The 11,774-nt window shown below is 40.0% G+C and carries 13 protein-coding genes; 11 read left to right on the forward strand and 2 right to left on the reverse strand.

The genetic code is table 11. The features are described 5' to 3' along the window. The first annotated feature begins 49 nt into the window (after positions 1-49). From argR to mutS, 3 genes are read left to right on the forward strand one after another with little or no spacing between them, the layout of a single operon-like run. Complete coding sequence (gene argR, locus H7T98_RS09575) at positions 50-478, forward strand: arginine repressor (protein ID WP_171963598.1); 429 nt, start codon at positions 50-52, stop codon at positions 476-478. Then, positions 478-837, forward strand: a complete 360-nt coding sequence (locus tag H7T98_RS09580; RefSeq protein ID WP_060972890.1) for a YlbF family regulator — start codon at positions 478-480, stop codon at positions 835-837. The genes argR and H7T98_RS09580 overlap by 1 nt, the downstream gene beginning before the upstream one ends. A 19-nt stretch (positions 838-856) precedes the next feature. Next, a complete protein-coding gene (gene mutS, locus H7T98_RS09585; protein WP_398578500.1) occupies positions 857-3,388 on the forward strand; it encodes a DNA mismatch repair protein MutS in 2,532 nt (843 codons plus the stop codon). Between the two features lie 33 nt (positions 3,389-3,421). Here mutS and H7T98_RS09590 read toward each other — a convergent pair whose 3' ends face one another. Together H7T98_RS09590 and H7T98_RS09595 are read right to left on the reverse strand one after the other, a co-directional pair. Continuing rightward, positions 3,422-3,877 carry a DUF3021 domain-containing protein gene (locus tag H7T98_RS09590; RefSeq protein ID WP_080611065.1) on the reverse strand — a complete coding sequence of 152 codons (456 nt, stop codon included), beginning with the start codon at positions 3,875-3,877 and terminating at the stop codon, positions 3,422-3,424. Continuing rightward, positions 3,874-4,311: a LytTR family DNA-binding domain-containing protein gene (locus tag H7T98_RS09595; protein WP_002886318.1), complete on the reverse strand. Its 438-nt coding sequence runs from the start codon at positions 4,309-4,311 to the stop codon at positions 3,874-3,876. Before H7T98_RS09595 ends, H7T98_RS09590 begins: the two co-directional genes overlap by 4 nt. A 178-nt stretch (positions 4,312-4,489) precedes the next feature. On the opposite strand from H7T98_RS09595, the gene H7T98_RS09600 reads away from it, so the two are divergent. The 8 genes from H7T98_RS09600 (at position 4,490) to spx (ending at position 11,557) form a co-directional block, all read left to right on the forward strand. Then, entirely contained in the window at positions 4,490-4,795 is a 306-nt protein-coding gene (locus H7T98_RS09600; protein WP_037603797.1) for a hypothetical protein, read from the forward strand. A gap of 51 nt (positions 4,796-4,846) precedes the next feature. After that, positions 4,847-6,784, forward strand: a complete 1,938-nt coding sequence (gene mutL / locus H7T98_RS09605) for a DNA mismatch repair endonuclease MutL (RefSeq protein WP_175057351.1) — start codon at positions 4,847-4,849, stop codon at positions 6,782-6,784. Positions 6,785-6,915: 131 nt separating this feature from the next. Continuing rightward, positions 6,916-7,137 carry a hypothetical protein gene (locus H7T98_RS09610; protein WP_175057352.1) on the forward strand — a complete coding sequence of 74 codons (222 nt, stop codon included), beginning with the start codon at positions 6,916-6,918 and terminating at the stop codon, positions 7,135-7,137. Positions 7,138-7,294: 157 nt separating this feature from the next. Beyond that, positions 7,295-7,885 (forward strand): Holliday junction branch migration protein RuvA, encoded by a 591-nt coding sequence (ruvA, locus tag H7T98_RS09615; protein WP_037599413.1) that lies wholly within the window; start codon positions 7,295-7,297, stop codon positions 7,883-7,885. 8 nt (positions 7,886-7,893) lie between these two features. Next, positions 7,894-8,448, forward strand: coding sequence for a DNA-3-methyladenine glycosylase I (locus H7T98_RS09620; RefSeq protein WP_175057353.1), 555 nt, complete (start codon positions 7,894-7,896; stop codon positions 8,446-8,448). 96 nt (positions 8,449-8,544) lie between these two features. Next, positions 8,545-9,810: a competence/damage-inducible protein A gene (locus H7T98_RS09625; RefSeq protein ID WP_201061787.1), complete on the forward strand. Its 1,266-nt coding sequence runs from the start codon at positions 8,545-8,547 to the stop codon at positions 9,808-9,810. 39 nt (positions 9,811-9,849) lie between these two features. After that, positions 9,850-10,989 carry a recombinase RecA gene (gene recA / locus H7T98_RS09630; protein WP_002889600.1) on the forward strand — a complete coding sequence of 380 codons (1,140 nt, stop codon included), beginning with the start codon at positions 9,850-9,852 and terminating at the stop codon, positions 10,987-10,989. Positions 10,990-11,158: 169 nt separating this feature from the next. Beyond that, positions 11,159-11,557, forward strand: a complete 399-nt coding sequence (spx, locus tag H7T98_RS09635) for a transcriptional regulator Spx (RefSeq protein ID WP_002886328.1) — start codon at positions 11,159-11,161, stop codon at positions 11,555-11,557. Positions 11,558-11,774: the final 217 nt, after the last annotated feature.

The following is an 11,774-nucleotide window of genomic DNA, read 5'->3' on the forward strand; positions in this document are numbered from 1 at the left end:
ACAAAAATTCTGTTATAATATGCAAGGAATATACATAAAAAGAGGAAAGATAATGAAGAGAGATCGTCAAGCTGTTATCAAACAGATGATTTCAAGAGATAAGATTGGGACACAAGAGGAAATTAAGCAACGCCTAGAGGCGGAAGGTATCACGGTTACACAGGCTACCTTGTCACGTGATTTGCGTGAGATTGGCCTGTTGAAGCTTCGTGATGAGGAAGGTAAACTTTACTATAGTTTGTCTGAGCATGTGCTTTCAAGTTTGGATCCTACGGTTAAGGACTATGTCAAATCAGTTTCCCGTGCCCAGTTTATGCTGGTTCTCCATACAGAATTGGGTGAAGCAGATGTTTTGGCTAACCTGATTGATAGTGACGGCAATCCTGAAATTTTAGGAACCGTTGCTGGCGCAGATACCCTATTGGTAATCTGTAAGGACGCAGTGGTTGCTGAAAGATTGGAAAGTGAGTTTCACTGATGAAGACTCCCCATCAGGATTTCCAAAAAGCCAAAGAAGAGTTAATCGACCTCCTCAAACACCATGAGGCGGTTCTTGCTTTTCAAGAGGCTGAGAAAGCTATTGGACAGATCCCTCAGATTAGTTCTATGGCTGGACAGATGAAGGCTTATCAACAAGAAGCGGTGCTTTTTCAAAAAATTGAGAAACAACGTGCCTATGAGGAGGCAGGTGAGCAGGCAGATTTGATTCAGAATGAGTTGGAAAATTTGCCCATTGTTCAGGATTACCGTCAAAAGATGCAGGATGCCAGTGACTTGATTCAATATGTGACCAAGTCTATCGAAGAAAAGATTAACGAGGAGTTAAGACATGGCTAAGGAAAAAATATCTCCAGGAATGCAGCAGTATTTGGATATCAAGGAAAATTATCCAGATGCTTTTTTGCTGTTTCGGATGGGGGATTTTTACGAATTATTTTACGATGATGCCGTTAAGGCTGCTCAAATTTTGGAAATTAGCCTAACCAGTCGTAATAAGAACGCAGATAATCCCATTCCTATGGCAGGTGTTCCTTATCATTCGGCTCAAGCCTATATTGATGTCTTGGTTGAGATGGGCTACAAAGTAGCCATTGCTGAGCAGATGGAGGACCCTAAACAGGCTGTTGGCGTGGTTAAGCGTGAGGTAGTTCAGGTTATCACGCCAGGGACAGTGGTTGACAGCTCTAAACCTGATAATGCCAACAATTTCTTAGTAGCCATTGACAAGGTTGGAAGTCGATTCGGCCTGGCCTATATGGATGTATCAACGGGTGAATTTTTTGCGACAGAGTTGGATGATTTTAGTTCAGTTTGCAGTGAAATTCAGAATCTTAAGGCACGTGAAGTAGTCGTTGGGTATGATTTACCTGAAGCTGATGAACAAGTTTTGGTCAAGCAACTCAACCTGCTTCTCTCCAAGGAAACAGAGGTTTACGATGATGTCCACTTAATTGACACTAGCTTGACAGATTTGGAAAGCAGTGTGGCGGGTAAACTTCTCCAGTATGTTCATCGTACTCAGATGCGAGAGCTCAGTCATTTACAAAAGGCTCAGCACTATGAGATTAAGGATTACTTGCAGATGTCCTATGCGACCAAGTCAAGTTTGGATTTACTAGAAAATGCTAGAACGGGCAAGAAACACGGATCTCTTTTCTGGCTCTTGGATGAAACCAAGACAGCTATGGGAATGCGTCTCTTGCGAACTTGGATTGATCGTCCGTTAGTGAATCAAGCCACTATCACCGAGCGTCAGAATATTATCCAAGTTTTCTTGGACAATTTCTTTGAGCGTAGTGACTTAACTGAGAGTCTAAAAGGTGTTTACGATATTGAGCGCCTGGCCAGTCGTGTTTCCTTTGGCAAGGCTAATCCAAAAGATTTGATTCAGCTAGGTCATACTTTGGCTCAAGTACCGGTTATTAAGGCGATTTTGGAGTCTTTTAATGACGATGCCTTGTCACGTCTTTTACAAGAGTTAGATGCTCTGCCAGAATTAGAGAGTTTGATTCGGTCGGCTATTGATCCTGATGCCCCTGCAACCATTACAGAAGGTGGCATTATCCGTGCTGGTTTTGATGAGACCTTGGACAAGTATCGCAAGGTGATGAGTGAGGGAACCTCATGGATCGCAGATATCGAAGCTAAAGAACGTGAAGCGTCTGGTATTACAACACTAAAGATTGATTATAACCGTAAAGATGGTTATTACTTCCATGTGACCAACTCTAACCTTAGCTTGGTTCCTGACCATTTCTTCCGCAAGGCAACTCTGAAAAATTCAGAGCGCTTTGGAACTGCTGAATTGGCTAAAATTGAAGGTGAGATGCTTGAGGCGCGTGAAAAATCATCAACGCTAGAGTATGATATTTTCATGCGTGTCCGTGAGCAGGTTGAACGCTATATTGACCGTTTGCAATCTTTGGCTAAGGCTATTGCGACAGTCGATGTGCTTCAGAGTCTAGCTGTTGTAGCAGAGACCAATCATTATGTTCGCCCTATTTTCAATGATGAGCATCGTATTGTTATTGATCAAGGCCGTCATGCAGTGGTTGAGAAGGTTATGGGCGTTCAAGAATACATTCCAAACACCATTACCTTTGATAGTCAGACCAATATTCAGCTCATCACAGGACCAAATATGAGTGGTAAATCCACCTATATGCGTCAGTTAGCCTTGTCAGTAGTTATGGCTCAGATGGGGTCTTACGTGCCAGCAGATAGTATTGACTTGCCAGTTTTTGATGCTATCTATACACGTATTGGTGCTGCAGATGACCTGATTTCAGGGCAGTCGACCTTCATGGTTGAGATGATGGAGGCTAACCAGGCTATTAAGCGGGCGACACCTAATTCCTTGATTATTTTTGATGAGTTGGGGCGTGGGACAGCCACCTATGACGGTATGGCTCTGGCCCAGTCTATCATTGAGTTTATTCATGACAAGGTGGGGGCTAAGACCATGTTTGCGACCCATTATCATGAGTTGACAGCCTTGTCAAACAGTTTGACACACCTTGTCAACGTTCATGTGGCGACACTTGAAAAGGATGGTGAGGTGACTTTCCTTCACAAAATTGTCGATGGCCCAGCTGACAAATCTTATGGTATTCATGTGGCTAAGATTGCAGGTTTACCAGCAGATTTACTGGAACGTGCTGACACCATCTTGACACAACTAGAGGGCGATACAGTTACCATCCAACCTCAGGAAAAGGTATCGCCTCAAGAGAAGCCTGCCACTGAAACGCATGTCAACGAGCAAATCTCTCTCTTTGATGATTTTACTGAAAATCCAGTTCTTCAAGAGTTGCGTGATTTAGATATTTACAACATGACACCTATGCAAGTCATGATGGCTGTAGCAGATTTAAAACAGAAACTATAAAAGAAGCTTGTCAATTGACAGGCTTCTTGTCTTTTATAGGTGTTTCAATTCTTGGTTGAGTTGTTCAATATCCTTTTTCATTTTCCAATAAGAGAAGACCCAAACGAGCAGATAGATAAGGCTGAATTCAATGACTAGCTCCAAGTAGAAAGTCAAACGTAGAGGGAACCATCCGCTGAGGGTAGCTAGTGGAATGAAACCTAGACAGGTCAAGGCGTAGTGAGTGAGGGTTGCACGAAGCAAACTCCACTCAGCCTTACGGAAAATATAACTAGCGATTTCAAAAAGGATACCGATAGCAAACCAAGTGATGAGGCAGTAGGCTAATACCATAGATCCGTGAACCTGATGTGACGTCATCCATTGTCCAATGGCTGAGTGAGGATTTAGAGGCATGTAGCTTGGTGCCCAGATAAGAGACATAATCATGGATACGGCAAGTCCGATAAGGATGCCCTTTGTGCCTGATTTAAAAAGTTGCTTTTTCATTGTAATTTCTCCTTTATTGCTTTGAGGTAACGGCGTGATGAGTAGGTGGTTTCCTTGTTTTTAAGGTGAATTTCAACGAGGCCGTTAGGGGTAATGTTGAAGCGTTCAATTTCTTTGAGGTTGACAATCTCTGATTGTGAGATTTTGATAAAGTAAGATGGCAGTTTTTCTAAAACTTGATAGAGACGTAAGCCTAAGTGGTACTCTCCTAGAATAGTTTCAGCTAAAACTTGGCGATTTTCGATGTAAATTCTGGAAATAGCATTAGGCTCGATGAGATAAGTTTCGCCATCTTTTTTTCCTTTGAGTCGTTGGTTATCATCCAAAGATTCGACAAACTCGACCACTTGCTGAATCTTGGGCGTCCGACTAGGTGCCTGAATCTGCAACATTTCTTCTTGGAATACCGAGTCAATCTGAACTTTTATTTTCATAACTATCCTTTCTTATTGGTAATTGAGGAGGCCTCCTCCCTTTCACACCTTTATTAAACACTATTTACTAGCCCACAGCAATAGCGTTTGTCTATGTGGTCCTATATGGTGTCTAAGTGGTTGAAAATATTTTAGAAAACCCCTATACTTAATGAAAACGTACTGACGAGGTAATCACATGAAATCTATAATGAAATGGTTAGCAGGAATTTTTCTTGCCTGCAGTCTGATTTTGAGTTTTTTTACACCTTTTGAAAAGGCACTAACACTGAACCTGCTCTTGCTTTATTTCTTTGTTAAGCAGTTTATGGATTCTACAAGCTCGCCTAAAACCTACCAATGGATTTTCCAAATCATCTACCTCTTGATTTTTTCTGGGCTCATTTGGTTCAACCTTCGTCATGGGGATATGATTGTTATAGCCACAGCCTTATCTTGGCTAACAGTTGTGTGTGAGTTGTGGCTTTACAGTAAGCATAAGTAACAGTCAGCACCAGTGAATTTATCAACCTTTTAGAAGGGAGAAAAAATAATTATGTCAAAAATCATCGAATTGCCTGAAGTTCTAGCCAATCAGATTGCTGCTGGAGAGGTCGTAGAGCGACCAGCTAGTGTAGTTAAAGAGCTAGTGGAAAATGCTATTGATGCAGGCAGCACCCAGATTACTATTGAAGTTGAAGAATCAGGCCTCTCAAAAATTCAAATCACAGACAATGGCGAAGGAATGGCTCAATCTGATGTAGCTATGAGTTTGCGCCGTCATGCAACAAGTAAAATCAAAAATCAAGGAGACCTCTTTCGTATTCGAACTCTTGGTTTTCGAGGTGAGGCCCTGCCATCAATAGCTTCTATCAGTCATCTTACCATTGTGACAGCAGCGGATGGAGAAGCCTATGGGACTAAACTGGTTGCTAAAGGTGGAGAAATTGAGAGTCAGGACCCTATTTCAACACCAGTTGGAACAAAGATTACCGTTGAAAACCTATTTTATAATACCCCAGCTCGTCTCAAGTATATGAAGAGTTTACAGGCTGAGTTGGCTCATATTGTCGATGTTGTCAATCGTCTAAGTCTAGCTCATCCCGAGGTTGCCTTTACCTTGCTTAATGATGGTCGTCAGTTGACACAGACATCAGGTACTGGAGACCTCCGTCAAGCTATTGCTGGTATTTATGGTTTGACAACGGCTAAAAAAATGGTGGAGATTTCAAATTCTGACCTTGATTTTGAAGTTTCTGGATATGTTAGTCTCCCTGAGTTGACCCGTGCAAATCGTAACTACATCACGATTCTCATTAACGGACGTTATATTAAAAACTTCCTGCTTAACCGTGCTATTTTTGATGGATATGGCTCTAAACTCATGGTAGGACGCTTCCCTATTGCAGTTATTGATATTCAGATTGATCCTTACTTGGCCGATGTCAATGTTCACCCAACAAAGCAGGAAGTACGTATCTCTAAAGAAAAAGAGCTCATGGCCCTTATCAGCTCAGCCATTGCTCAAAGCCTTAGAGAGCAGGATTTGATTCCTGATGCCCTTGAAAATCTAGCCAAGTCTAGTACCAGAGGTGCAGCTAAGCCAGTTCAAACCAGTCTTCCACTCAAACAAACCAATCTTTACTACGATAGCAGTCGTAATGATTTCTTTGTCAAACCAGAGACAGTCCAAGAAGATATCAAACCTCTTGTATCAGAGTCACCAGTTTCATCGGTAGAAAATAAACCGCAACCTTCTGTTAAACAGGCACAACGTTCAGTAGATGAAGGTGATAGCGAACACGAAAAACTTGATTATAAAAACAAGTCGAAAATGAAGCGCATGCTTGAAACTCTGGACAATGAGGAAACATCAACCTTCCCTGAATTAGAGTTTTTTGGTCAAATGCATGGAACCTATCTCTTTGCGCAAGGACAAGGCGGACTTTACATCATTGACCAGCATGCTGCCCAAGAACGTGTCAAGTATGAGTACTATCGCGAAAAGATTGGTGAGGTTGACAGCAGTTTACAGCAGCTTTTGGTTCCCTATCTCTTTGAATTTTCAGGTTCAGACTACATTAGTTTACAAGAAAAAATGCCTCTTCTTAACCAGGTTGGTATCTATTTAGAGCCTTATGGGAATAACACCTTCATTCTTCGTGAACATCCTATCTGGATGAAGGAAGAAGAGATTGAATCTGCAGTCTATGAGATGTGCGACATGCTTCTTTTGACGAATGAAGTGTCTGTCAAGACCTACCGTGCAGAGTTAGCCATCATGATGAGTTGTAAACGTTCAATCAAGGCCAATCATGCTCTTGATGATTACTCTGCGCGTGACCTTCTAGTACAGCTTGCACAGTGTAAAAACCCCTACAATTGCCCTCACGGACGTCCTGTACTTGTCAACTTTACAAAGTCTGATATGGAAAAAATGTTCCGTCGAATTCAAGAAAATCATACGAGTCTACGTGACCTAGGGAAGTATTAAAACTTTTTTTTCGTCTTACTTTACGAATAGGAATGTTAGATTTATAATAGTGGTGAAGACAAGGGATCTTCTAATGTTTTAGCACATCATTGTAGGATGATTGACTGATTTTTAAGTTAGGAGGTAGAGTGATGAGACACCTAACAAAAACTAATAAACACTTTTTACTTGTTGGCTTAACATTTTTAGCGACTAGCTTGATTTTCTATATTTTGGCTTGGTTAGGTCGACCAAGTTTGGAGAATGCCCTAGTAAATGTTTCTAGCATTGCCTTTACTTTAGGTCTTGTAACATATATTCTATTAGGCTTGAAGATGATTACAGATACTTTAAAGACGAGTAGTCATCCTTAAAATAGAGCAAACATAATCCACTTTCGAGTGGATTTTTTGTTACAATAGTACAGCAGTGCTTGAGATGACAAAATAAACACTCAAGACAATTATCTTATAAGTATAAAATAACAAAGCAATCCATTGAAGAAACGAACGAGAAAGGAAATCACACGCTATGTATGATTACATCAAGGGAACTCTAGTGAAAATTACCGCCAAGTATATTGTTATAGAAGCAAACGGCTTAGGTTATATTGTCACTGTAGCGAACCCATATAGTTTTTCTGACCAGATGAATCAGACTATCCAAGTCTACCTTCATCAGGTTATTAGGGATGACGCCCACCTTCTTTTTGGTTTTCATACTGAAGATGAGAAAGAGGTCTTCCTTAAGCTTATTTCAGTTTCTGGAATAGGTCCGACGACTGCTCTAGCCATTGTTGCTGTAGATGATAATCAAGGCTTGGTGGCTGCCATTGATAATAGTGACATCAAGTACCTGATGAAGTTTCCAAAGATTGGTAAAAAGACAGCCCAGCAAATGGTTTTGGACTTGGCCGGGAAATTTGCAGAGTTACCAACAGAAACGACCAAGACGACACCAAGTCAACCTGAAGGAAATCATCAGTTGGATGAGGCTATGGAAGCTTTGCTAGCTCTTGGTTATAAAGCTGCAGAACTTAAGAAAATCAAAGCCTTCTTCGAAGGTACTAATGAAACGGCAGAGCAATACATTAAATCAGCTCTTAAGATGTTGATGAAATGAGGTAAGCAATGGTCAATCGTTGTCGTTGGGTACCAACAAACAATAAATTATATTGTGATTATCATGACAAGGAGTGGGGGAACCCTATTGGTGACGATCAAAAACTTTTTGAGCTACTTTGTTTAGAAAGTTATCAGTCAGGACTTTCTTGGTTAACTGTTTTAAATAAACGTCAGTCCTTTAATCGTGTTTTTCATAACTATGATATTGAGCGTGTTGCCCAGTTTAGCCTAAGTGAACTTGAAGAAGCGCTTCAAAATCCGGATATTATTCGTCACAAACTTAAGCTAGAAGCAACCGTAAATAATGCCAAACAAGTACTAAAACTCCAAGATGAATTTGGCTCCCTGTCCCATTATTTTTGGCAGTTCTTTGACGGAAAGCCCTTGATAAATAATGTTCCAACATATAAGGACGTCCCATCATCAACTGATTTATCCCAACAGATTGCCAAAAATTTAAAAAAGAGAGGGTTCAAATTTTTAGGACCGACTACTATATATTCATTTTTACAAGCCGCAGGATTTGTGAATGATCATGAAAATAACTGTGACTTCAAATAAATGAGTAGATTTGATTGACAAGACGAGAAAAACATGTTAGTTTATAAACGAACATGTTTTTGAGATTATTTTACGAATAGTAATATAGGTGAACCAATGAAAGCTGAATTGATTGCAGTAGGAACCGAAATCCTAACCGGGCAAATCACCAATACCAATGCCCAATTTTTATCTGAGAAACTAGCTGAACTAGGAATCGATGTGTATTTTCACACCGCAGTAGGTGATAATGAAAAACGCCTACTCTCAGTTCTAGACCAAGCTAGTAAACGTAGTGACTTAGTCATACTTTGTGGTGGACTTGGCCCTACGGAGGATGATTTAACCAAGCAAACCCTAGCTAAGTTCTTAGGAAAAAAACTTGTTTTTGATGAGGAGGCAAGTAAAAAGCTGGACAGTTTCTTTGCTACTCGCCCTAAACACACACGAACGCCTAATAATGAACGTCAAGCGCAAATTGTTGAGGGGGCTATCCCCTTGCAAAATCCTACAGGTCTTGCAGTTGGAGGTGTCATTACTACTCAAGGGGTGACCTATGTAGTCCTACCTGGGCCACCAAGTGAACTTAAACCTATGGTGAATCAAGAACTTGTTCCAGCACTTACTGAGAATCACGCAAGTCTTTATTCGAGAGTCCTAAGATTCTTTGGCGTTGGAGAAAGTCAATTGGTGACTATTCTGAAGGATTTTATTGTTAACCAAACAGATCCAACCATAGCTCCATACGCTAAAGTGGGGGAAGTAACACTTCGCTTGTCAACAAAGGCTTCTTCACGAGAAGAAGCAAATCAAAAACTAGATGTTTTAGAAAAACAAATTCGTTCTACTAAAACTCTAGATAGCAAATCCTTATCTGATTTTATTTATGGATATGGAGAGTCTAATAGTTTAGCCTTTGAAACTTTCCGTTTGCTTAAGAACCATGGCAAGACTATCACTGCAGCTGAAAGCCTAACAGCAGGTTTATTTCAGGCTAGTATTGCTGATTTTTCAGGAGCCTCACAAGTATTTAAAGGCGGCTTTGTTACTTACAGCATTGAAGAAAAATCTAAAATGTTGGATATTCCCTTGTCGCAACTAGAAGAACATGGTGTTGTCAGTCATTTTACTGCAGAAAAAATGGCTGAAGGTGCCCGAGCTAAAACAGATAGCGATTACGGAATTGCACTTACCGGTGTAGCTGGACCAGATTCATTAGAAGGACACCCAGCAGGTACAGTATTTATTGGTATTGCTGATAGGAATCAAGTAAGGTCAATCAAGGTTGTTATAGGTGGAAGAAGTCGTTCTGATGTTAGATATATTAGTACCCTCTATGCCTTTAACCTAGTTCGCCAAGCTTTATTACAAGAGACAACTTGATTTAAGTTTGTCTTAACTATAGAAAGAAGAGGAAAATAAGTGGCTAAGAAAACAAAGAAAACAGAAGAAATTACAAAGAAATTTGGAGATGAGCGTCGTAAAGCACTTGATGATGCTTTGAAGAATATTGAAAAAGATTTTGGTAAGGGTGCAGTTATGCGTCTTGGTGAGCGTGCAGAGCAGAAGGTTCAGGTTATGAGCTCAGGCTCGCTAGCTTTGGATATTGCTCTTGGTGCAGGTGGTTATCCTAAAGGTCGTATTATCGAAATTTACGGACCAGAATCATCAGGTAAAACGACTGTAGCCCTCCATGCTGTTGCTCAGACACAAAAAGAAGGCGGAATCGCTGCCTTTATCGATGCAGAGCATGCCCTTGACCCTGCTTATGCGGCAGCCCTAGGTGTTAATATCGATGAGCTTCTTTTGTCACAACCTGATTCAGGTGAGCAAGGTCTCGAAATTGCAGGTAAGCTGATTGACTCAGGTGCAGTTGATTTGGTTGTTGTTGACTCAGTTGCGGCCTTGGTACCACGTGCAGAAATTGATGGAGATATTGGTGACAGTCATGTTGGACTTCAAGCGCGTATGATGAGTCAAGCCATGCGTAAGCTATCTGCATCTATTAATAAAACAAAAACAATTGCTATCTTCATTAACCAATTGCGTGAAAAAGTTGGTATTATGTTTGGTAATCCAGAAACGACCCCTGGTGGACGTGCTTTGAAATTCTATGCATCAGTACGTCTTGATGTACGTGGAAATACGCAAATCAAAGGGACTGGTGATAAAAAAGACCAAAATGTTGGTAAGGAAACTAAAATCAAGGTTGTCAAAAACAAGGTTGCCCCACCATTTAAAGAAGCCTTTGTCGAAATTATGTATGGTGAAGGGATTTCACAAACAGGTGAGCTTGTAAAAATCGCTAGTGATTTAGGAATTATTCAAAAAGCCGGAGCATGGTTCTCATATAATGGAGAGAAGATTGGTCAAGGATCTGAAAATGCTAAAAAATATTTGGCAGATCATCCAGATATTTTTGAAGAAATTGATCATAAAGTACGTGTACACTATGGTTTGATTGAACCAGATGAAGAGGATAGTGTTGAAGAGGCACAAGTTGAAGAAACATCTGATGAACTTGTTTTAGACCTTGATTCAACCATTGAAATTGAAGAATAAGTGTAAAAGAGCCTAAGAGCTCTTTTTCTCTTTGATTTAATCTAAGCAAAAAAAGATCTATGATAATTGAAAAAGTCCCCTTAGATTCAAAATAGGTCGCTAGACCGATTTCTTAAACTAAGGACAATGATAAGATAATAGTATCATGTGACAGAAAGAGAGAATTAACATGATTAAGATTTATACAATCTCAAGTTGTACAAGTTGTAAAAAAGCAAAAACATGGTTGAACAACCATCAACTTCCTTATAAAGAACAAAACCTTGGTAAAGAACCACTTACAAAAGAAGAAATCTTAAACATCCTATCAAAAACAGAGAATGGTGTTGAGAGCATTGTTTCATCAAAAAATCGCTATGCTAAAGCTCTAAATTGTGATATCGACGAGCTCAGTGTTAGTGAAGTGATTGATTTGATTCAAGAAAACCCAAGAATCTTGAAAAGTCCAATCTTAATTGATGATAAGAGATTGCAAGTGGGTTATAAAGAAGATGACATCCGTGCGTTCTTACCGCGCTCAATACGAAATGTCGAAAATTCACAAGCACGCATGCGAGCAGCTCTATAAAAAATGAAAAAAGGAGATACTAGAGATCTTCTTTTTGCTTTCACTTATTGCATAGAAAATAAGTATTGACATTGGTTCACAAACTTGATAGACTAATAAAGTCTCAAGGAAATTGTTCAGTAACTGAAAAAAGTTTGAAAAAAACTTTAAAAAAGTTATTGACAAGATAAGTCAGAGATGATATTATAAATAAGCTGCTTCGGAAGGGGTGGCGAAC

The organism is Streptococcus sp. 23.2, assembly GCF_016648665.1.
Classification (GTDB): domain Bacteria; phylum Bacillota; class Bacilli; order Lactobacillales; family Streptococcaceae; genus Streptococcus; species Streptococcus salivarius_E.